Below are 21,715 nucleotides of genomic sequence, written 5' to 3' on the forward strand. Positions count from 1 at the left end.
TATGTTTTTGAAAGGTGATTATGGTTAATATTTTTAAAGTTAATGGGAAATTTAAGTTAATACCATTAATAGTACTTACTCTTTTACCTTTAGTAGGTGCTTATTTAGTAAATTTAGTTACAAGAAATGGTGTAGCTATATATGGACAGTTAGAAAAGCCTTTTTTTGCACCTCCGCCTATATTATTTATGATTATATGGCCTGTGCTCTATATACTTATGGGATTTGCATCATATAGGATTTATATGATTAGGGAGTCAGGAAAGGACATAGGAACAGCTCTCTTTTATTATTTAATTCAATTATTACTTAATTATTTTTGGAGCTTTATATTCTTTTCATTTAGACTTTATGGACTAGCTTTTATAGAATTAATAATACTTTTAGTATTTATAATTATTACCTTTATAAAATTTATAAAACTAGATAAAATAGCAGGAATATTGCTTATTCCGTATATAATTTGGGTTAGTTTTGCAGGTGTTTTAAATTATTTTATATGGGCTAAAAATGAGATGTAATAAATAGGAAGAGATTACTTGTAATTATAGGTAATCTCTTTAATTTTGTATAGTTATTGATTATAATGAATAAAAGAGATTAATTGAAAGTAGATGGGAATAAATATGAAGGTTACTATAAAAGACGTAGCAAAAGAGGCAGGGGTGGCCACTTCCACAGTTTCTAGAGTATTGTCCAATAGTGATAGGATAAGTGATGAAACTAAAGAGAGAGTAAATGAGGCTATAAAAAAACTAAATTATATACCTAATATTATGGCTAGAGGTTTAGCTAACAATAAAACAAATATATTAGCAGTGGTAGTCCCACAAGGTGCAGAAGATTTATTTGAAAATCAATTTTTTATTCAAGCTATGAAGGGAATAAGTATCTGTGCTGAAAAGAGGAACTATTATATAATGTATGCTTTCCAAGATAATAAAAGCTGTGATGATAGCTGGATAAGAAGATTTACAGATAGTAATTTAGTAGATGGGATATGCCTATTAAGGGTTAGAGAACATGATAAATACATTGATTATTTAAAAGAAAATAACTTTCCTTTTGCTGTAATAGGTAGACCAGAGGAAGCTGAAGGGGTATTTTGGGTTGATAATGATAACTTTAAAGCCATGTATGATTTGGTAAATTTATTATTGGATAGAGGACACAAGAATATTGCTTTTATAGGGGCGCAGGAGAGCTTGAATGTTTCTATTGATAGATTAAGAGGATATAAGGAATCATTAACTAGTAGAGGGTTAAAAATTAATGATAATTTGATATACATAGGTAGAGAATTTAATGAGAAATGTGGAGAAGAGGGCTTAAAAGAAATTCTAAACAAGGAAGTGCCTACAGCAGTTGTGGCTACAGATGATATGATAGCATTTGGTGTTCAAAACATGCTAAAGGAAAAAGGGTTGGATAATATTTCAGTTGTAGGATTTAATAATGTTCCTTTATCAGTACATAGAAATCCACCTCTAGCATCAGTGGATATAAATTCAGAAAAACTTGGATATCATGCTACTAAATTATTGATTAATAAAATTAATAATGAAGATAAAAGTAAAAATTATTATATAATTGATACTAAATTAGTTGAAAGAGAATCTCTTAAGTAAGTGAAAACTCCTAGTATTTAATATTAATGATTTGAAGGCGATGTTACTATATACAAAAGCTGTATCGAAATAAATTTGATACAGCTTTTGTTTTATCTAAAGTTTATAAATATTTTTTATCGCTAATAATTACAGTAATATAGTCTATTTGGTTGTCTTTACTTGACCATTGCTATCAACTTGGACATTACCTTCATTGCTTTGAATATTTACATTACCAGAACTATCTACATTTACTTTTGTATCTCCATTAGTTACGTTTACATTTCCATCTTGAACTTTAACGCTTCCATCTTCTCCTTGAACATTAACGTTACCTTTGCTATCAGTTGTTACACTAGAATCTTTCTTTGAATCTGATTGAGTAGATTCTGAACTTTGACTTGGGGTGCTTGTTTTTTCTTTTGTGTTATTTTCCGTATTCCCACATCCGGCTAAAAGAAGTACAAGTGATAATAACAAAAATGATATACTCTTTCTCATGTTGCCTCCAATATATTTTTTTAAGTTTAAAATTATGACAATTTGATTATAAAATATTTGTAGAATATAGTCAATATATGAAGAACAAAGAAAGAAGCTTATTTTTAACCATTCTTAGTCTGATTTTAGAAGTAATTAATCTAATATAATTTATAGTAGTAAGCTACAAGAAGAAAAAATATGGTTTTATATGGTATAATTATCGTGAAATAATATTAAGTTATAAATTAAATTTTAAAATGAATTGGGGAAATAAATATGAAAGATTATATTATAAATGAAAGTACAAAAGAAGAGTTTGATTTGGTTGATTATGGAATAGTGGAATATAATAAAAATATCAAGCATGGATATGAAGTTTTTGGCGTTTTAGATTATTGTATTATTGATCATAAACGTTATTATATGAAAAAAAATCTATAAAATATGTGTGAAAAAAATTTTATTCATGCAAGCGATTGCATAAAAATAAGGTAATAGTAGATAATTTTAAATAATCAAATAAATTGATAAAAAACAGCAAAGTATAGGCTTTGTAAACTTTTTCTTAGGATGGTATATTAATTATAGAAAGTTTGTTCAAAAAAATTATAAATAGATATTGTTATGTAAAATTAAGCAAGCGTTTGCGCAGGAGGTATTTGTGAAGAGAGTATGGTGGAAAGAAGCTGTGGGGTATGAAATATATCCAAGAAGCTTCAAGGATTCTAATGAAGATGGTATAGGTGATATTCAAGGTATAATATCTAAATTAGATTACTTAAAGGATTTAGGTATTGATGTAATATGGATATGCCCTATGTATAAATCACCTAATGATGATAATGGTTACGATATAAGTGATTATAAAGATATTATGACTGATTTTGGGACAATGGAAGATTTTAATGAACTACTAGAAGAAATTCATAAACGAGATATGAAACTTATTTTAGATTTAGTTGTAAATCATACAAGTGATGAGCATCCCTGGTTTATAGAATCAAGATTATCAAAAGATAACCCTAAAAGAGATTGGTATATATGGAAAGATGGAAAAGAAGATAGGGAGCCTAACAATTGGGAAAGCATATTTAATGGTTCAGCTTGGGAATATGACGAAAATACTAAAGAATATTATTTACACATTTTCTCAAAAAAGCAACCTGATTTAAATTGGGAAAATAAAGAGGTCAGAAAAGAAATATATGAAATGATGAACTGGTGGTTACAAAAAGGAATAGATGGATTTAGAGTTGATGCTATAAGTCATCTTAAAAAAGAAGAAGGACTTTTGGATATGTCGAATCCAGATAATTTAAGATATGTTTCTTCTTTTGATAAACATATGAATGTAGAAGGAATTCAAGATATACTTCAAGAGATAAAAGAAAATACTTATAAAAATTATGATGTTATGACAGTTGGTGAAGCTAATGGGGTAAGCTCTGATGAAGCAAGTGAATGGGTAGGAGAAGAAAACGGTAAATTTTCAATGGTATTTCAATTTGAACATCTTTATCTTTGGAATAATGATAATAATCAAGAATTTAAGCCAAAGGAACTTAAAGAAACTCTTACAAGATGGCAAAATGCTTTGGATAAAGATGGTTGGAATGCATTATTTATAGAAAATCATGATATTCCAAGAGTAATTTCAAGTTGGGGGGATGATAAGAAATATTGGAGAGAAAGTGGTACAGCATTAGCTTTAATGTATTTTATGCAAAAAGGAACACCATTTATATATCAAGGACAAGAGATTGGTATGACTAATGCACCATTCAAATCTATTAAGGAGTTTAATGATATAAAAAGTATTAATAGTTATAAGGAAATGGTAATGAATGGAGAGGATGAAAAAAAAGCATTAAAGGTTATTAAGGCAACCTCAAGGGATAATACACGCACTCCAATGCAATGGAATCGTACAAAATATGCTGGATTTACAAAGCATAAACCTTGGATAAAGGTTAATGAGAATTATAGAAAAATTAATGTAGAAACTGAAATTAGATTTGAAGATTCTATTTTTAATTTTTATAAAAAGATGATTAAGCTTAGGAAAGATAATTTGACATTAGTATATGGAAAATATGAACTGATATTAGAGCATGATGATCATATATATGCATACACAAGAACCTTAGATGATGATAAATATATTATAATAACAAATTTATCAGATAAGCTTGTTAATTATAGTTATTCTAAAGAAGAACTTTGCTATGAGAAATTAAAGATAAGTAATTATAAGGTAGACATTCATGATAATATGACAGAATTTATGCTAAAACCTTATGAAGCTAGGTTATATAAAATTTAGATAGATTTTGAGGAGGAGTTAAAGTGGAAAAGAGTAAAAAGAAATTTTTATCCTTTGATTTTTGGCAAAAGTTTGGTAAGGCATTACTTGTAGTTGTAGCTGTAATGCCTGCAGCAGGGATTATGATATCTTTAGGAAAAGTAGTTGCCATGGTTACAGACATAGGTGCCATTGATGTAATAGGAAGAGTTATGGAGGATATAGGGTGGGGAATTATAAATAATTTACACATCCTATTTGCAGCAGCTATTTCAGGATCTTGGGCAAAAGATAAAGCAGGTGGAGCTTTTGCAGGGGTTATATCATTTATATTAATCAATAAAATCACTGGATCAATTTTTGGAGTAACTACAGCTATGCTTTCAGATAATACAGCAACAGTTAATTCTCTTTTTGGATCACAGCTAGTAGTTACAGATTACTTTACTAATATACTTGGGTCTCCAGCATTAAATATGGGAGTGTTTGTAGGAATAATTTCAGGTTTCTTAGGTGGTACTATTTATAATAAGTATTATAATTTTAATAAACTACCTAAGGCTTTAGATTTTTTTAATGGTAAACGTTTTGTTCCTTTTGTTGTAATAGCAGGTTCAGTAGTGTCAGCTATTATACTTTCAATACTTTGGCCATTTGCACAGGGTGCATTAAATAGCTTTGGGGTTTGGCTTGCAAAATCAAAGGATACAGCACCAGTGTTTGCACCATTTGTTTATGGTACATTAGAGCGTTTGTTATTACCTTTTGGACTTCATCATATGCTTACTGTTCCAGTAAACTATACTGAACTTGGTGGTGTATATCATGTTTTAACAGGAGCTAGTGCAGGTAGTACTGTAGCAGGACAAGATCCTTTATGGTTAGCATGGGTTACAGATTTAGTTAATTTAAAAGGTTCAGGAGACACAAGTGCATATAATAATTTGTTAACAACAGTTACTCCAGCAAGATTTAAAGTTGGCCAAGTAATACTTTCGTGTTCATCATTACTTGCAGTTGCTCTTGCCATGTATAGAAATGTTGATAAAGATAAGAAGAATAAATATAAAAGCATGTTCTTCTCAGCTGGACTTGCAGTGTTTTTGACAGGTGTTACAGAACCAATTGAATTTATGTTTTTATTTGTTTCTCCAATTCTTTATGTAGTATATGCAGTATTAACAGGCATAGGATTTGCATTGGCTGATTTAATTAATCTTAGAGTCCATGCGTTTGGAACTATAGAATTATTAACTCGTACACCTATGATGATTAATGCAGGACTTACTAGAGACTTAATTAATTTTGTTATTACATGTGTTGTAATGTTTGGAGTTAACTTTACTGCATTTAATTTCTTAATTAAAAAATTCAAAATAGCTACACCAGGACGTTTAGGTAATTATATAGAAGATGAAGAGAGTAAAGTTGATTTAGAAACTTCAAATGATTTACAAGCTATAAATATAATTTCACTGCTTGGAGAAAAAGATAATATTGAAGATATAGATGCATGTATGACAAGGCTTAGAGTAACTGTTAAAGATATAAGTAAGGTTGCTCAGGAAAGTGAATGGAAAAAAGATGGAGCACTTGGACTCATATTAAAGGATAAAGGAGTACAAGCAATTTATGGACCTAAAGCTGATGTACTAAAGTCTAATATTCAAGATATTTTAGGTATATAATTATGAAACTGCTAACATTAAACTGTCATTCATGGCAAGAAGAAAAGCAATTAGAAAAAATAAAATATTTGGCTAAGATTATAGTAGAAAATGATTATGATGTTATAGCTTTGCAGGAAGTAAGTCAAAGGATAAGTATGAATGGACAAATAGCTAAAGACAATTATGTATATATTTTAATGAAAGAATTAAAATCTTTAGGTGCAGATAAATATGAGGCTGTATGGGAATTGAGTCATATAGGATATGATATATATGAGGAAGGACTAGCATTACTTACAAAGCATAAGATAATTGATTATGAGAGCTTTTATGTATCTAAGAGCAAGGATGTTAAGGATTATAAAAGTAGAAAGATTATAAAAGCTAAAATATGTATAAATAATTATGAGTTTCAATTTTTATCTTGTCATCTTGGTTGGTGGCAGGATAAAGATGAATCATTTAAAGATCAAGTTGATAAATTGTTTGGAAATATTAATGAAAAGGTTGAAACTTTCATTATGGGAGACTTTAATAATGATGCTTTCATAAAAGGAGAAGGTTATGATTATTTATTAAATAAAGGTGTTTATGACACTTATCATTTATCTAAAAAAAAGGATAATGGGGTAACAGTTAAAGGGAGAATAGATGGTTGGGAAGAAGATTTTGAAAATAAACGTTTAGATTTAATAATTGTTAATAATAAGGTAGATATTAGAAGTTCAAGAGTAATCTTTAACGGAAAAAATAAAGATATAATATCAGATCACTATGGAGTTGAAATAATATTGTAATAAATAAAAGTATAAAAAGTATTGAATTTTAATAATTATAAAAATATAATAAACTATGATGCAGATAGTTTGTAATGTATAAATATAGAAAAATAGGCATGGTGAGTGCCTATTTTTTAGCGTGTAGTGAAAATGATTGAGAGTTGAGAATTTTTCATTCTCAATTAATTAAGACGAAAGGAAGTATTTATGGGGAAAGTAATTATTGCAGAAAAGCCTTCTGTAGCCAAGAATATAGCAGAAGCATTAAAGGTTAAAACTAGAAAAGATGGATACTTTCAAGGTGAAGGATACTATATAACTTGGGCATTTGGCCATCTTTTCCAATTATATGATGCAAAGGATTATGATGAAAGTATGAAAGGTTGGAGAATGGAAAAATTCCCATTCATCCCTGAAAAGTTTAAATACAAAATTAAATGTGATAATGCAGATAGGTCAGCTGTAGATAAGGGAGTTCAAAAGCAAATAAACATAATAAAAAGTTTAATAGAGCAAGATGACGTTGATGGAGTTATATCTGCAACTGACCAAGACCGTGAAGGGGAACTTATTTCTTTAGAAGTCTTTATGTACCTAAATGTGGGGAAACCAATTTATAGATTATTACTTAATGAATGGACACCTGATGAAGTTAAAAAAGGAATGGAAAGCTTAAAGGAAAATATAGAGATGAAGTCCCTTCAAGATGCAGGTATAAGTAGACAGTGGGCAGATTGGATTATTGGAATAAACTTAACATCAGTAGCAACACTTAGATATAATCCGAATGAGAGAAAAATTCTAAATGTAGGTAGGGTTTTACTTCCAACATTAAAGATAATTTATGATAGGGATAAGGAAATAGAGAATTTTGAATCTTCTACATACTATAAGTTAATAAGTACATTCAAAACAAAGAATAATGAAGAATTTGAGGGAACTTATTATATAGAAAATAATGAAAAATTTGAAGATAAGAAAATAGTTGAAGAGCTTAAAAAATTATTAAAGGATAAACAAGCAGAAATAGTTGAAAAACAAGTTGAAAAGAAAAGAGAGTATGCACCACTATTATTTAACTTATCTAATTTACAAGGATATATAACAAGTAAGTATAAAGGTTGGACTTCAGACAAAGTTTTAAAGGTAGCACAATCATTATATGAAAAGAAATTTACTACTTATCCTAGAACAGGGAGTGTTGCATTAGATGAAAGTTTAAAGGAGAAGACAAAAAAGGTTCTGGATTCAGTAAAGCAAGGGTTGCCATATGAAAACAAAATAAAGTTTAGTGAGAGTAAAAGAATATTCGATAATTCAAAGGTAGAAAGTCATAGTGCCATTACTCCAACTTACATTAAACCAACAGGACTTTCTAAAGATGAGGAAATAGTATATACAGCTATTAAAAATAGATTTATAATGCAATTTATGCCTATAGCACAGTTTGAAGAAACAAAACTTACATCAAAAATTCATGATGAAATCTTAAAAGGTGAATTTATTTCTAAAGGAAAAGTTCAAATAGTGGAAGGATGGCGAGTTGTAGAAAAGATAGAAACTAAAGATACAATACTTCCTCTAGTAAATGAAAAAGATGTGGTTGATGTGGTTGATGGTAAAGTAAATACAGTGACTAAAAAACCTCCAAAGCTCCATAATGAAAAAACATTATTAAGGGTTATGGAAACTTGTGGTAAAAGCTTTAAAGATGAAGAGGATTCCGAAGAGATGATGGCTTCTATCTTAAGTGGATTTAGTATAGGAACACCAGCTACAAGAGCAGAAACTATAAAGAAGCTTAAGGAGGCTGGATATATTAAAGCAAAAGGAAAGAGCTTAACTTGTACTGAGCTTGGAAGAACTTTAGTGGAAATATTCCCTGTAAAGGAACTATTGGATCTACAATATACAGGTAAACTTGAAAAAACTTTATCAGATATAGAAAAGGGAAGATTTCAAAAAGATGATTTCTTAAATATGATAAAGGAATTTACAGTTGGCGCAGTAGAAGATATTAAGAAAGATACATCAATGCTTAGTAGCTTTAAAGTAGAGTTACCAGAAGGAACAGAAAGCCTGGGAAAATGCCCTATATGTGGTAATGATGTTGTGGAAAATGAAAGGAATTTTGGGTGTGTTAATTGGAAAAATGGTTGTAAGTATACTATATGGAAAGATGATAAATATATTACTTCTAGAGGAAAGACTGTTTCTCCAGAAATGGTAAATCTTCTTCTTAAGAATGGTAAGGTTGGGTTTAGAAATCTAAAGAGTAAAAAGGGAAGTACTTATTCTGCATATTTTAGATATGAAAGAAATCCAGAAACCGGATATTTTAATTGGAATGTTGAATTTATAAATTAAAAAATGATTTGATGGACAAATCATGGTATTTATTATTATAGGTACAATGATTTGTCCATTTTAGTTTTTTAAGGTGTTGTATCAATTTTTTTTTGTGTATGTTTCAATAGGAAATATAGCTACAATTTGATTGTTTTTAAACTCATAATTTGTATTTGCTATAGGATTTAAATTGTTAAGTAAATTCATTCCTACTAAATAAATTTGATCAGCAAATATTCTTGGAGGTTGGATAACAGTACCTGTCATAAAACCTTTATCAATCAGAGCTTTAACTTCTGGCAATCCGTCTATTCCAAGGACTGGAATATATTTAGTCATATCACCTGTATTATATCCATACTTTTGTAGTGCTTCAATAGCGCCTAGTGCCATGGAATCATTATTTGATATTATAGCTTCAATCTTATCATTATATTTACGAAGTAGATTTTCAATAGAAATTTTAGCTGTATCTTCCGACCAATTAGCATTAATATGTTCTAGTTCTTTAATTTTTATTCCTGAATTAGTAAGAGCTAAAATAAATCCTTTTGTCCTTCCAAGGGTTACTTCATTTTCTAAAATACCTTGCAAAATAATATAGCTTAGGATATTATCATTATTTTTATCTAAACTATTTTTTTTTGTATTCCATAAATCAGCCAAGATGTTACCTTCAGCCATGCCTGCTTGTTCTGAATTAGGTATTATAAAGGCAGCCTTGCTATAAATGCTAGAAACTTTAGAAACTATATCAGTAGGAATTCCAAGTAGTATTATGGGAATATTTTTTTGCTTAGCTCTTTCAATGACATCTGTGAGTGTTTTTTCATTTGGATTAATCATACTAATTGCCAATAAATCAACATTTCGTTTTAATTCATAATTTATTAGTTCATTTTCTATAGATTCATTGTTTTGCGAATCTAAAAAAATGAAATTTACTTTATCTTTATTTTCATTCTGTATATTTATTAAATTTTCTTTTGTTAATGCAAAGAATGGATCTCTCAAGTTTGTAAATAAAATTGCAATATTGTAAGTCTTTCTATTATTAGTATCAAAATTTGTGTTAGCAGAGGTAGTAAAATTTTCGTTACTAGTTAATGTAAAGATCATTAATATAATCATGATAAATATGAGTAGTTTTTTCAAAAATTTCATTATAATCCTCCCAATTAATATCATAATTTGTTATTAGAATTTATTAAAATTGTAGATCAATCTAGAGTAATTATTTATGAAGCTTTATTTGTATATACTTCAATAGGAAATGGAGTTATTATTTGGCCATCCATAGATTGATAATTTGTATTTTTTATAGGGCTTAAATTGTTAGATAAGTTTATTCCTACTAAGTATATTTGAGTAGCAAAAATTTTTGTGGGTTGGATAACAGTACCAGTCATATAGCCTTGGTCAATTAAATATTTTGCTTCTGGCAATCCATCAATACCTATAATTGGAATATATTTAGATTTGTCACCTGTATTATATCCATATTTCTGTATTGCTTTAACAGCTCCTATTGCCATAGAATCATTATTTGAAATTATTGCTTCAATTTTGTTGCCATATTTAAGAAATAGATTTTCAATAGAACTTTTAGCTGTATCTTCAGACCAAAGGGCATTAACAATTTCAAGTCTTTCTGTATTTATTCTTGAACTTGTTAAGGCTGAGATAGAGCCAGTTGATCTTCCTATAGCTACTTCATTTCCTAAATTGCCTTGTAATAAAAAATACTGTAATACATTATCAGTATTTTTATCAATACTTCTTTTATCATTGTTCCACAAGTTGGCAAGAATGTTGCCTCCAGCCATTCCTACTTGCTCTGAATTAGGAGTTATAAAAGCAGATTTATCATAAATTTTATAAACTTCTGAAACAATATCAGAAGAGATTCCAAGTAGAAGTATAGGTATATTTTTTTGTTTAGCTCTATCAAGCATATCTTTAATTATAGTATTACTAGAATTAACAGGATAAACTACTAGTGAATCAATATTTTTTTGAGATTGAGAATTAATAATTTCATTTTGTATTGATTCGTTATATTGAGAATCAAAAAATATAAAATGAACCTTATCTTTATTTTCATTTTCTATCTCTTGTAAACTTTTTTTTGTTAATGCAAAAAATGGATCTTGAGAATTTGCAAATATTATAGCAATATTAGTTATTTTTCTATAATTTAAGCCTGCACTTGTACTAGCTGATATAGCGGAATTTATATTAATAACTAATACAGAAGACATTATTATAACAATGATAAATGATAGTGTTTTTTTTAAAATTCTCATTGTAAGCCTCCAAATTAATATTTCAACTTGATATTAGGATGCGTTTAAATATAGTATTTATTCTATATATCAATATTGGTGTCTTCTATATTAAAAAGAATTAAATGATTAAAAATTATTTTTAAATATACAAATGCTAATAATATACAAAAAGCAGGAAATTTTAAATCTTTAAAGAATAAATAACAAAGTAGTATAAAAAAACGAAGGAGAATAAAAATGGAATTTTTTCAAGGACTAATTAGTAATTATAGTCAGTTCTTTTCTTTACATGCATTAATTGAGACATTAACAGATCCATCAAATTGGATGGTAATAATTAGTTTAGTTATTATAGAAGGTTTGTTATCTTCAGATAATGCAATAGTACTGGCAATAATGGTTAGGCATTTACCAAAGAAACAACAAAAGAAAGCATTGTTTTATGGAATATGGGGAGCATATATTTTTAGATTTATTGCAATAGGTGTTGGAACATATTTAATTAAAATATGGTGGGTAAAACTAATAGCTGCTTTCTATTTATTAAAGATGACATTTGATCATTTTTATAAAAAAGCAGATGAACAAGGAATAGATGAATCCAAAATTATAAATAAAGGTTTTTGGGCCACTATTGCAAGTGTGGAATTGATGGATATAGCATTTAGTATAGATAGTGTTTCAGCTGCTTTTGGAGTATCAGAGGAGATTTGGGTACTATTTCTTGGAGCAATTTTTGGAATACTTGCTATGAGAGGTGTGGCACAGATATTCATATCTCTAATAGAGAAGATTCCAGAACTTGAAAATTCAGCATACATACTTATTGGATTTATAGGAGTTAGGATGTTGTTAAATATGATTAATGTAGAAATACCTAATGCAATTTTCTTTGGAATTTTAATAGCTATTTTTGGTGGAACTATACTTATACATCATATTAAAGGTAAAAATGGAGCTGAATCAGAAAGTGCTGTTGATAAAGAAGATTAAATTAGTTTATAAGGAGAACAAATGAAAAAGCGAATAATTCTATTTACAATAATTATTATTGCAATCATAGGAATAGTGGCAATCCTAGCATATTTTGGAGTTTGGTGGCCAACTAGATTTTTTGTTAGTAAGTATGAAGTTAAGGGAATTGATGTATCTAATTATCAAAAGGATGTTAATTGGGAAAAAGTTGCTGAGAATAAAAAAATAAAATTTGCTTATATTAAGGCTACTGAAGGAATGGATTATCAGGATAAATATTTTCAAAAAAATTGGGAAGGTGCTTCAAAGACACAATTGTATAGAGGAGCATATCATTATTTCACTATAACAAGTTCAGGAGAAGATCAAGCAAAGAATTTTACTAATCTAGTTCCGGCTGAAGAAGGGTGCCTCCCTCCGGTTGTTGACATTGAGGAAAAGGGCCTTGATAAAGACCAATTTAAGAGAGAATTAAAGGACTTTATAAGAGTATTGGAAGAAAAGTATAAGCAAAAACCTATAATATATACAGTACATCCTTTATATGATGAATATATTAAAGGTGATTTTGAAGAATATCCTATTTGGATTAGAGATATTGTTAAACCTCCAAAATTAAGCGATGGAAGAGAATGGATTATTTGGCAATATTCAAGCAGGGATAGGATAGATGGTATTGATACATATGTAGATGTAAATGTACTTCAAGGAGAGTTGTGCAAGTTAATTGAGAATTGAGAATGTTAGAATAGGAATGTGTAAAATATGATATTTAAAGAATTTGGGAATAAAGGAAATCCTATTATTATTTTTATTCATGGGGGAGGTTTATCATGGTGGTCATGGGGAGATTAGTTTACTGTATCCTAACCAATATATTGATTTAATAGAGGAACTTTTTATAAATATAAATAAATCCTCTAGTTCGAATAAAGGTTAGTGAATTGTAAAAGGTGCTATAATATATATAATAAAACCAATCATAGGAGGCGTATCTTTGGAGGAAAGTGCTTTATTAAAAATAAAAAGAGGTTATCTAAATGAAGATTTTAAATTTTTTCACTTAAAAGACAAGAAATCAGAAGAATATAGTTTTCATTATCATGAATTTAATAAAATAGTTATTTTTATTTCAGGAAATGCAACCTACGCCATTGAAGGTAAGTACTACAAACTTAGACCTTGGGATATTCTTCTTGTTAGCAGTAATGAAGTACATAAACCAATTATAGATTCTGAAGAGTACTACGAAAGGATAGTGATTTGGGTAAATTCTAATTATTTAGAGAAACATAGCATTGATAATAGTGATTTACTTTCGTGTTTTCACATTTCTGCAAAAGAAAAGAGTAGTTTGCTTCGTTTAAGCTTAGATAATTTAAATGTAATTAAAGACAACATATTTTCTTTGGAAAAATCAACAGGAGATATAGAATTTGGAGGAAAAATACTTAGAAATTCTTTATTTGTTCAATTTATTGTTTACATAAATAGATTAATGATTAAAACTCAAATAAAAAAAGATGAAGGAGATATTAGATATGATCAAAGGATTGTAAGTATCTTATCATATGTTAATGAGAATTTAAGTGGGGATTTATCCATAGGTAGCATCGCTGAGAAGTTTTATATAAATAGATATTATTTAATGCATAATTTTAAAAAAGAAACAGGATATACACTTCATAACTATATTATTCAGAAAAGACTTGCCAAAGCAGCGTCTCTTATAAAACAAGGTTTACAGGCCACAAATGTTTCAGTACAATGTGGTTTTCAGGATTATTCAAGTTTTGTAAGGGCATTCAAGAAAAACTTTGGGCTATCACCAAAGCAATATTATAAAGCTGTTGAAAGGATAAAACAATCTTATATAAATAATATTGATGAAGATATGGACAATTATTGGGAGGAATAATGAATAGAAAATATATTATTAAATTTGGATATCTTATAGTCTTTTTTTGTTTTTTAATAGGTTTAATATTTAGAATAGAATGCATTTATATGGAGGAATCTCATGGGTTAATTGGAGTAGGAGGAATTTTATTACTACTAATAATTTGGGATAAAATATTACCTAAAAATAAGAAAAAAATATCAGGTGATTCAAAGCGAAATTGAATCACCTGATTTTTAGATTATATAAATAATTGCTAACAGAAAAATTACCTTATAAGAGTATATACATAATAAGAAATGCTATATACAATTGGTGCAATAAAAACAGTGATAATTCCTGCAATTCCAATAGATAAACCACTCATAGCACCCTCTATTTCTCCAATTTCCAAAGCTTTAGATGTTCCAACTGCATGAGAAGAAGTGCCTATTGAAACCCCTATAGCTACACTATCTTTAATATGAAATAACTTGCATATAGTAGGACCTAGTACTGCACCTATTATTCCTGAGATAATTATGGCTAAAACAGTTATTGGAACTATTCCTTCCATTTGATTTGAAAGTTCTATACCTATTGGAGTAGTAACTGACTTTGGCAATAATGATTTGATTAGTGCTCCATTAAGTCCCATATAGTGGGATAGAACAACAACAGATAGCATTCCAACAATAGAGCCAAATAAAATTCCTATAATTATTGAAGCGGCATGTTTTTTTAATAGTTCCATTTGTTTATATAAAGGAACTGCTAATATAACAGTTGAAGGTCCAAGGAACATATTTATAAATTTAGCTCCTGAATTGTATGTATCAAAGTCTATTTTAAATGCCAATAAAAAGGCTATTACTATTCCTATTGCAATTAGAAGTGGATTGAAAACAGGGATATTTGTTTTTTTGTATATGTATAATCCAATTTCAAAAGCAGCTAATGAAAGTATAATGCCAAAAAGTAAGTTGTTTGTAAGAGCTCCCAAAATTATTCCTCCCTTTGTTCTTTTTTAATTCTTCTTGAGATAAACTGTACCATTAAGCCTGTACTAGCTATGATTATTATTGTTGTAATAATGCAAACTATTATAAGTTTAAGCCAAGTATCTTTGATTATTCCAAATGACGACATAAGCCCAACACCAGCTGGAATAAAGAAAAATGCAAGATGGTCTAAAAGAAAATTTGTTACAGTTTCAATTTGTTCAAGTTTTATAATTTTAGTACATAAAAGTATTAATAAAATTATCATTCCTAATATATTTCCTGGAATAGGTAGACTTAAAGCTGTTGAAAGTACTTCTCCTAATAGATAAATTCCTAGTATAATAATTGCTTCTCTAAAAAGTTTCATTTTTGTCCTCCTTATCCTGAGTATATATATAATGTAGCACTTTGAAATATTTATGTAAACTTTCATAAATGGCAATAAAAAGCGAAGAGTGGTGAAAAATGGAGAAAGTTCTTGTGAAAATTCTTTGATTTGTTTTATATCTTGTTTTAGGACAAGTATTTGATTTAGAAAAAAAATTTTATTTGCAAAATTTAAGCAGATATAATAAAAAAAGCTAGTAATTTGACTGATTTTATCAAAGAGAGATTTTTATAATAATATAAAAAGATTCTTAGAAGAAGTCTAAGAATCTTTTACATACCTTTTCTCTACAAAGAAAACTAACTTGTACATGATAAATGCTATTATAGATAAAATGATTATACTCATCATTACCATATCAAGTTGTGATATTTGCCCACCATATACTATTAAGAATCCTAAACCTTCACGAGCAACTAAGAATTCTCCCATAATTACTCCTACCCAAGATAAACCTACATTTATTTTTAAGGCAGAAATTAAAATTGGTATAGAGTAGGGGATAATTAAGTATCTTAATATCTGAAACTTACTTGCTTGAAAAGTCTTCATAAGCATTAACTTTTCTGTATCAACTTCTTTAAATCCAGTATATACACTAATAATAGTAGTAACTATTGAAATTAATAGAGCTATGACAATTATTGCTGTAATACCGTTACCAACCCAAAATATAATAATTGGAGCTAAGGCAACTTTGGGAAGTGCATTAAGGACTACCAAGTAAGGGTCTAAAACTTTTGCTGCAAAAGGGCAAATCCATAATATTATAGCTACTATAGTACCAAGTATAGTTCCTAAAGTAAAGCCTAATATAGTTTCATAGCAGGTAACCCAGATATGGGTAAAGAGTGAACCAGTTTCATATATGCTTATTAAGGAGTTAATCATTCTGCTTGGACTTGAAGTTAAAAATGGATCAATCCATTTATAGTCTGCAGCTATTTCCCAAAGACCAATAAATAAAACTAATATAAAAATTCTAAAAAAAGTTACTTTAAATTTATTAAATTTTAATTTTTTTATATAGTGTTCATGTTCACTTGTCATTTGCTATCTAGCTCCTTCCATAAGGTGTCGAAGTATTCTTTAAATTCCTTTTCGCTTCTCCTTTCAAAAGGGGTTGCATCATTATTGTTAAAGTTTATTTTAATATCAGATTTTACTGAAGCTGGTCTTTTGCTTAGTACAATAATTCTATTTGATAGGGAAATAGCTTCACTAATATCATGTGTAACCATGATAGCAGTCTTTTTTTCTTTTTTTATGATATTTTGGACATCATCACAAACATTTAGTCTTGTTTGATAATCTAATGCAGAGAAAGGTTCATCTAAAAATAGAACTTCAGGATTTAAAGCAAGTGTTCTAATTAGTGCAACTCGTTGTCTCATTCCACCAGATAGTTCTCTTGGATAGTGATCTTTAAATTTAATTAAATCGTATTCTTCTAATAAGTTAAGTGTTCTTTGTTTGTTTTCATTAGTCATTAAGTTTTTTATTCTAAGGCCTAAGGTAACATTGTTCCAAACAGTATCCCATTCAAAAAGATGATCCTTTTGAAACATATAGCCAATTTTATTCAAATTTTCATGTATGTCATTTTCTTTAAATAATATTTCACCTTTAGAAGGCTCTAGTATTCCACATAAAATATTTAGAAGTGTGGATTTACCACAACCAGATGGTCCAAGGATACTAAGAAATTCACCATCTTCAACTTTGAAGTTTATATCATCTAATGCTTTAGTCTCCCCTTTTAATGAATGATAGCTCATAGATATATGATTAATATTGAGTAAATTCATTGTTTCACCACCTTTTTTTATGTATAATAGGTGAAATTTATGATGATGGAAGTTTGAGGATATAAACTTCCATCATCCAATCTAGTTCGTTCTGAATTTAATTTTTAACTTTCTCAGCAAAAGAATCATTAACTATTTTGTCATAAGTTGGTCTTGAGGGTATCAATGATGAGTCATAGGATTGAATAACGTCCATCAACTTGTTTAGGTCATTTTCTTTTAGTTTAGGATCTGCTGAAAAAGCATCAATTTTTTTATAATTATCTATTACTTTAACAATGATGTTTCTATCAGTACCTGGAAAATAGGACTCAATTGATGAAGCTATTTCTTCGCTTGAGTGTGTTTGAACCCAATGTTGCCCTTTATATATTGCTCTGGTGAATTTTTCTATAGTTTCAGGATTTTTATCCATATATGATTTTGTTGAGAAGAAACAAGTGTATGCTATATTACCAGTAGATTCACCAACAGATGCTACTATACTGCCACTACCTTCAGATTCTAACATTGATGCTGTAGGTTCAAATAGAGATACATAATCAGCTGAACCAGATTTAAAGGCACCTGCTGTTGCTGTAAAGTCAATATTAGTCACCATTTCTACATCATTTTTAGGATCTATTCCATGATTTTGCATTACATGTTCTAGTGCCATTTCTGGAACTCCACCTGGTCTACCACCTATTATTTTTTTATTTCTCAATGATTCCCAAGTAAAGTTTGGTTCAGATTTCTTCGAAACTAAGAATGAACCATCTTTTTGGGTAAGCTCTGCAAAAAGAATAGGGTAGTCTTCTCTACCTTGGTTATTTATATAAATAACCTGTTCAGGACCACAAAATCCGATGTCTGCATTATTACTAAGAACATTTTGCATTACCTTATCTGCACCTTGACCTGTGGTGAGATCAATGTCTAGTCCTTCATCTTTAAAGAAACCTTCATTTAAAGCAACATACATTGGAGCATAAAATACAGAACGAACTACTTCGCATAAACGAACTTTTGTTAAAGTACTATCACTTTTTCTATTGCAACTAACAAAGAGGGAACTAAGGGTAAAAATAAAGGCTAAGATAAGTGATAGTTTAGATTTTTTCTTCATCTGTATGTCCTCTTCCATTAATACTTCTGATGTATAGTATGAAGTTTAATGGAATAATGTTAAAGTAATAATAAAAATAATTAATATATATTTTGTTATATAAAAATAATAAGTGAGATAAAAGGGCTACACAAATGCATTCAGCACATTAAAATAATAATTATTGTGCAGAATGCACCTAACTAAGTGCAGTATAGGACTAGAATGTTATTGAGGGATTATTTAAAATAAGATTATAGCAAACGGATAAAACTTAATTAAAGGAAAAGGGGGAAACGCAAGATGAGAAAATCAATATATATAACTATATTTTCTTTTGCAGTTATGTTAGGAATAATAAGTAGCAATAATATAAAAGTACAAGCAGCTGTTACTGTAGCTAGTATGGATTTTGATGCGAATAATAAAATAGATATTTTAGATTTAGCAAGCTTAGCTGAACGTTGCAATATACCAAAGACAACTTCAACTGCTAAGTATGATTTAAATGGGGATAATGTCATTGATTTGTATGATCTAGTTGAAGTTTCTTCAGTAGTTGGAACAAAAATAAATAGAGTCCCAGATAATACAAATATAACTAGTAAATTTACTGATTTTAGTTTTAGAATATATGTATATAACAAAATAGGTAAATCTATATTTCAACCAATATTATATTCTGATGTAAAGAATATAACCTCATTAACTATACAAAATAAATGGATAACAAATTTAAATGGTATTGAATATTTTACATCATTAACTAAATTATCTGTTAATTATAGTTTACTAACAAAGTTAGATTTAAGCAGCAATATAGAATTAGCTGAACTAAATGTTGATAACAATTATATATCAAATTTAGATTTAAGTTTTAATTCAAGATTAACTAGCCTATCTTGTAGCTATAATGAACTGACTAGCTTAGATGTAAGTAAGAATAAAAGATTAATTTATCTGAATTCATCTTTAAATTATATAACAAACTTAGATGTGAGTAAAAATGCAAAAATAACAACTTTAAAGTGTGACAATAATCGAATATCAAGTTTAAATTTAAGTAATAATAAAGAATTAACAGATTTGAATTGTAGTAATAATAAGTTATTGAGCTTAGATGTAACTTACAATACACTATTGAAAAATTTAAATAGTACTAACAATCAATTGACAAGCCTTGATTTAGGTAATAATGGGGTATTAGTGAATTTGTATTGCAATGAAAATAAGATAAAGAGTCTTGATGTAAGTAAGAATGTGAAATTAGCCAATTTAGATTGTTCAAAGAATGAAATAAAAGTTTTATATTCAATAAAAGATAGTTGGAAAATTGAAAATTATAAATTCCAATATAAAGATGAAACTCGTAAGAAAATAATAAACGATTTAAAAATAACAGTTAGACAATATGCATAATATAAGGGAGCTAGACTAAAATCTAGCTCTTTTGTTATATAGAATAATATAAATCTTTCTAAATAGAGGTATATTGTAACAAATTATTAATTATAGTATTATAGAAATAGACTTATTAAGGAAAGAAGAGATGAAAATGTATAACGTTAAGTCAAAAATTGCAACAGAATTTATTGATAATGAAGAAATTTTAGAAAGTATTGAATATGCTAAAGATAATAAAAATAATAAAGAACTTATCAATAAGATTCTAGAAAAAGCAAAAGAATGTAAAGGCCTTTCTCATAGGGAAGCAGCAATTTTGCTTGAATGTGACTTAGAAGATGAAAACGAAAAGATGTACAAGCTGGCAAAAGAAATAAAGCAAAAGTTTTATGGCAATAGAATCGTTATGTTTGCACCATTATATCTTTCTAATTATTGTGTAAATGGATGTACTTATTGCCCATATCATCATAAAAATAAACATATAACAAGAAAGAAGCTGACTCAAGAAGATATTAAAAATGAAGTAATTGCACTTCAAGATCTTGGGCATAAAAGGCTTGCATTAGAAACTGGAGAAGATCCAATCAATTCTCCAATAGAATATGTTCTTGAAAGTATAAAAACAATTTATAGTATAAAACATAAAAATGGAGCAATACGAAGAGTTAATGTAAATATTGCAGCTACAACAGTTGAAAATTATAGAAAACTTAAAGAAGCAGGAATTGGCACATACATTCTATTTCAAGAAACTTATAATAAGAAAAGTTATGAAGAGTTACATCCAACAGGACCAAAACATAATTATGAATATCATACAGAAGCTATGGATAGAGCAATGGAAGGCGGAATTGATGATGTTGGACTTGGAGTTTTATTTGGATTAAACATGTATAGATATGATTTTGTTGGACTATTAATGCATGCAGAACATTTAGAAGCAGCTATGGGAGTAGGGCCACATACAATAAGTGTACCAAGAATAAGACCAGCAGATGATATAAACCCTGAAGAATTTACTAATGCAATTTCAGATGATATGTTTGCTAAAATAGTGGCAGTTCTTAGAATTGCAGTGCCATATACAGGACTTATTGTTTCAACAAGAGAGTCGCAAAAGTCAAGAGAAAGAGCACTTCAGCTTGGGATATCTCAAATAAGTGGAGCATCTTCTACAAGTGTTGGTGGATATGTTGAAAAGGAAAAAGAAGAGAATAATTCGGCTCAATTTGATGTAAATGATAATAGAACTTTAGATGAAATTGTTAACTGGCTTCTTGAAATGGGTCATATTCCAAGTTTTTGCACAGCTTGCTATAGAGAAGGTAGAACAGGGGATAGGTTTATGAGTCTTGTGAAATCAGGGCAAATAGCAAATTGTTGTCAACCTAATGCTCTTATGACTTTGAAGGAATATCTAGAGGATTATGCCTCAGATGAAACTAAGAGAAAAGGTGAAGAAATGATAAAAAATGAAGTTCCTAATATACCAAATGAAAAGGTTAGGAAAATTGTTTTAGAACACCTTGAAGAGTTAAAAGAAGGTAAGAGAGATTTTAGATTTTAATAATAAGTAAAAATTAAGAAACAGAGTTGAGTGAAAACTCAGCTCTCAGAGTGTCGACAAAGTCGACACTCTTTCGTTTTTATAATAAAATATTCTTGGGTGATAAAAATGTTAACAAA

General features: G+C 28.6%; 21 protein-coding genes. 13 read left to right on the forward strand and 8 right to left on the reverse strand.

Features of this window, described 5'->3' with window-relative positions:
• The first annotated feature begins 20 nt into the window (after window positions 1–20).
• A complete protein-coding gene (locus NNC19_RS15845; RefSeq protein ID WP_310939643.1) occupies window positions 21–521 on the forward strand; it encodes a TspO/MBR family protein in 501 nt (166 codons plus the stop codon).
• Between the two features lie 105 nt (window positions 522–626).
• On the forward strand, window positions 627–1,628 hold the full coding sequence (locus NNC19_RS15850; RefSeq protein WP_310939644.1) for a LacI family DNA-binding transcriptional regulator: 1,002 nt from the start codon (window positions 627–629) through the stop codon (window positions 1,626–1,628).
• 144 nt (window positions 1,629–1,772) lie between these two features.
• Here the strand turns inward: NNC19_RS15850 and NNC19_RS15855 are convergent, their stop codons facing one another.
• Window positions 1,773–2,111 carry a hypothetical protein gene (locus tag NNC19_RS15855; RefSeq protein WP_310939645.1) on the reverse strand — a complete coding sequence of 113 codons (339 nt, stop codon included), beginning with the start codon at window positions 2,109–2,111 and terminating at the stop codon, window positions 1,773–1,775.
• 258 nt (window positions 2,112–2,369) lie between these two features.
• Between NNC19_RS15855 and NNC19_RS15860 the strand changes: the two genes are divergently transcribed.
• The 5 genes from NNC19_RS15860 to NNC19_RS15880 all read left to right on the forward strand — a co-directional run bounded on the left by NNC19_RS15860 (window position 2,370) and on the right by NNC19_RS15880 (window position 9,211).
• The gene (locus tag NNC19_RS15860; protein WP_310939646.1) at window positions 2,370–2,534 is read left to right on the forward strand and encodes a hypothetical protein; all 165 of its coding nucleotides are present in this window, start codon (window positions 2,370–2,372) and stop codon (window positions 2,532–2,534) included.
• A gap of 220 nt (window positions 2,535–2,754) precedes the next feature.
• Window positions 2,755–4,416: an alpha-glucosidase gene (locus NNC19_RS15865; protein ID WP_310939647.1), complete on the forward strand. Its 1,662-nt coding sequence runs from the start codon at window positions 2,755–2,757 to the stop codon at window positions 4,414–4,416.
• A 23-nt stretch (window positions 4,417–4,439) separates the two neighbouring features.
• Window positions 4,440–6,083, forward strand: coding sequence for a PTS transporter subunit IIBC (locus NNC19_RS15870; RefSeq protein WP_310939648.1), 1,644 nt, complete (start codon window positions 4,440–4,442; stop codon window positions 6,081–6,083).
• A gap of 2 nt (window positions 6,084–6,085) precedes the next feature.
• Entirely contained in the window at window positions 6,086–6,862 is a 777-nt protein-coding gene (locus NNC19_RS15875) for an endonuclease/exonuclease/phosphatase family protein (RefSeq protein ID WP_310939649.1), read from the forward strand.
• Window positions 6,863–7,051: 189 nt separating this feature from the next.
• A complete protein-coding gene (locus NNC19_RS15880; protein WP_310939650.1) occupies window positions 7,052–9,211 on the forward strand; it encodes a DNA topoisomerase in 2,160 nt (719 codons plus the stop codon).
• 81 nt (window positions 9,212–9,292) lie between these two features.
• Here the strand turns inward: NNC19_RS15880 and NNC19_RS15885 are convergent, their stop codons facing one another.
• A complete protein-coding gene (locus tag NNC19_RS15885) occupies window positions 9,293–10,357 on the reverse strand; it encodes a substrate-binding domain-containing protein (protein WP_310939651.1) in 1,065 nt (354 codons plus the stop codon).
• Window positions 10,358–10,431: 74 nt separating this feature from the next.
• Window positions 10,432–11,499 carry a substrate-binding domain-containing protein gene (locus NNC19_RS15890; protein ID WP_310939652.1) on the reverse strand — a complete coding sequence of 356 codons (1,068 nt, stop codon included), beginning with the start codon at window positions 11,497–11,499 and terminating at the stop codon, window positions 10,432–10,434.
• 219 nt (window positions 11,500–11,718) lie between these two features.
• Between NNC19_RS15890 and NNC19_RS15895 the strand changes: the two genes are divergently transcribed.
• The 4 genes from NNC19_RS15895 to NNC19_RS15910 all read left to right on the forward strand — a co-directional run bounded on the left by NNC19_RS15895 (window position 11,719) and on the right by NNC19_RS15910 (window position 14,580).
• The gene (locus tag NNC19_RS15895; protein WP_310939653.1) at window positions 11,719–12,474 is read left to right on the forward strand and encodes a TerC family protein; all 756 of its coding nucleotides are present in this window, start codon (window positions 11,719–11,721) and stop codon (window positions 12,472–12,474) included.
• A 21-nt stretch (window positions 12,475–12,495) separates the two neighbouring features.
• Window positions 12,496–13,194: a GH25 family lysozyme gene (locus NNC19_RS15900; protein WP_310939654.1), complete on the forward strand. Its 699-nt coding sequence runs from the start codon at window positions 12,496–12,498 to the stop codon at window positions 13,192–13,194.
• Window positions 13,195–13,453: 259 nt separating this feature from the next.
• A complete protein-coding gene (locus tag NNC19_RS15905) occupies window positions 13,454–14,374 on the forward strand; it encodes an AraC family transcriptional regulator (RefSeq protein ID WP_310939655.1) in 921 nt (306 codons plus the stop codon).
• Window positions 14,374–14,580, forward strand: a complete 207-nt coding sequence (locus NNC19_RS15910) for a hypothetical protein (protein ID WP_310939656.1) — start codon at window positions 14,374–14,376, stop codon at window positions 14,578–14,580. Before NNC19_RS15905 ends, NNC19_RS15910 begins: the two co-directional genes overlap by 1 nt.
• Before the next feature lie 44 nt (window positions 14,581–14,624).
• Here the strand turns inward: NNC19_RS15910 and NNC19_RS15915 are convergent, their stop codons facing one another.
• From NNC19_RS15915 to NNC19_RS15935, 5 genes are all read right to left on the reverse strand, one after another.
• Window positions 14,625–15,338 carry an LrgB family protein gene (locus NNC19_RS15915; RefSeq protein WP_310939657.1) on the reverse strand — a complete coding sequence of 238 codons (714 nt, stop codon included), beginning with the start codon at window positions 15,336–15,338 and terminating at the stop codon, window positions 14,625–14,627.
• A 2-nt stretch (window positions 15,339–15,340) separates the two neighbouring features.
• A complete protein-coding gene (locus tag NNC19_RS15920; protein WP_310939658.1) occupies window positions 15,341–15,706 on the reverse strand; it encodes a CidA/LrgA family protein in 366 nt (121 codons plus the stop codon).
• A 282-nt stretch (window positions 15,707–15,988) separates the two neighbouring features.
• Window positions 15,989–16,777 carry an ABC transporter permease gene (locus NNC19_RS15925; protein WP_310939659.1) on the reverse strand — a complete coding sequence of 263 codons (789 nt, stop codon included), beginning with the start codon at window positions 16,775–16,777 and terminating at the stop codon, window positions 15,989–15,991.
• Window positions 16,774–17,535 (reverse strand): ABC transporter ATP-binding protein, encoded by a 762-nt coding sequence (locus NNC19_RS15930; RefSeq protein WP_310939660.1) that lies wholly within the window; start codon window positions 17,533–17,535, stop codon window positions 16,774–16,776. The genes NNC19_RS15925 and NNC19_RS15930 overlap by 4 nt, the downstream gene beginning before the upstream one ends.
• A 97-nt stretch (window positions 17,536–17,632) precedes the next feature.
• On the reverse strand, window positions 17,633–18,643 hold the full coding sequence (locus NNC19_RS15935) for an ABC transporter substrate-binding protein (RefSeq protein WP_310939661.1): 1,011 nt from the start codon (window positions 18,641–18,643) through the stop codon (window positions 17,633–17,635).
• Window positions 18,644–18,925: 282 nt separating this feature from the next.
• On the opposite strand from NNC19_RS15935, the gene NNC19_RS15940 reads away from it, so the two are divergent.
• Window positions 18,926–20,041 (forward strand): dockerin type I domain-containing protein, encoded by a 1,116-nt coding sequence (locus NNC19_RS15940; protein ID WP_310939662.1) that lies wholly within the window; start codon window positions 18,926–18,928, stop codon window positions 20,039–20,041.
• A gap of 136 nt (window positions 20,042–20,177) precedes the next feature.
• Entirely contained in the window at window positions 20,178–21,596 is a 1,419-nt protein-coding gene (gene hydG / locus NNC19_RS15945; RefSeq protein ID WP_310939663.1) for a [FeFe] hydrogenase H-cluster radical SAM maturase HydG, read from the forward strand.
• Window positions 21,597–21,715 lie beyond the last annotated feature (119 nt).

This window comes from Clostridium sp. SHJSY1, from assembly GCF_031626875.1.
Taxonomy (GTDB): Bacteria; Bacillota; Clostridia; order Clostridiales; family Clostridiaceae; genus Clostridium.

Coding starts and splice junctions, on each gene's coding strand:
- NNC19_RS15890 (WP_310939652.1), bottom strand. CDS start 11,499: ATGAGAATTTTAAAAAAAACACTATCATTTATCATTGTTATAATAATG.
- NNC19_RS15850 (WP_310939644.1), top strand. CDS start 627: ATGAAGGTTACTATAAAAGACGTAGCAAAAGAGGCAGGGGTGGCCACT.
- NNC19_RS15880 (WP_310939650.1), top strand. CDS start 7,052: ATGGGGAAAGTAATTATTGCAGAAAAGCCTTCTGTAGCCAAGAATATA.
- NNC19_RS15925 (WP_310939659.1), bottom strand. CDS start 16,777: ATGACAAGTGAACATGAACACTATATAAAAAAATTAAAATTTAATAAA.
- NNC19_RS15860 (WP_310939646.1), top strand. CDS start 2,370: ATGAAAGATTATATTATAAATGAAAGTACAAAAGAAGAGTTTGATTTG.
- NNC19_RS15900 (WP_310939654.1), top strand. CDS start 12,496: ATGAAAAAGCGAATAATTCTATTTACAATAATTATTATTGCAATCATA.
- hydG (WP_310939663.1), top strand. CDS start 20,178: ATGTATAACGTTAAGTCAAAAATTGCAACAGAATTTATTGATAATGAA.
- NNC19_RS15920 (WP_310939658.1), bottom strand. CDS start 15,706: ATGAAACTTTTTAGAGAAGCAATTATTATACTAGGAATTTATCTATTA.
- NNC19_RS15895 (WP_310939653.1), top strand. CDS start 11,719: ATGGAATTTTTTCAAGGACTAATTAGTAATTATAGTCAGTTCTTTTCT.
- NNC19_RS15930 (WP_310939660.1), bottom strand. CDS start 17,535: ATGAATTTACTCAATATTAATCATATATCTATGAGCTATCATTCATTA.
- NNC19_RS15845 (WP_310939643.1), top strand. CDS start 21: ATGGTTAATATTTTTAAAGTTAATGGGAAATTTAAGTTAATACCATTA.
- NNC19_RS15875 (WP_310939649.1), top strand. CDS start 6,086: ATGAAACTGCTAACATTAAACTGTCATTCATGGCAAGAAGAAAAGCAA.
- NNC19_RS15940 (WP_310939662.1), top strand. CDS start 18,926: ATGAGAAAATCAATATATATAACTATATTTTCTTTTGCAGTTATGTTA.
- NNC19_RS15935 (WP_310939661.1), bottom strand. CDS start 18,643: ATGAAGAAAAAATCTAAACTATCACTTATCTTAGCCTTTATTTTTACC.
- NNC19_RS15910 (WP_310939656.1), top strand. CDS start 14,374: ATGAATAGAAAATATATTATTAAATTTGGATATCTTATAGTCTTTTTT.
- NNC19_RS15855 (WP_310939645.1), bottom strand. CDS start 2,111: ATGAGAAAGAGTATATCATTTTTGTTATTATCACTTGTACTTCTTTTA.
- NNC19_RS15885 (WP_310939651.1), bottom strand. CDS start 10,357: ATGAAATTTTTGAAAAAACTACTCATATTTATCATGATTATATTAATG.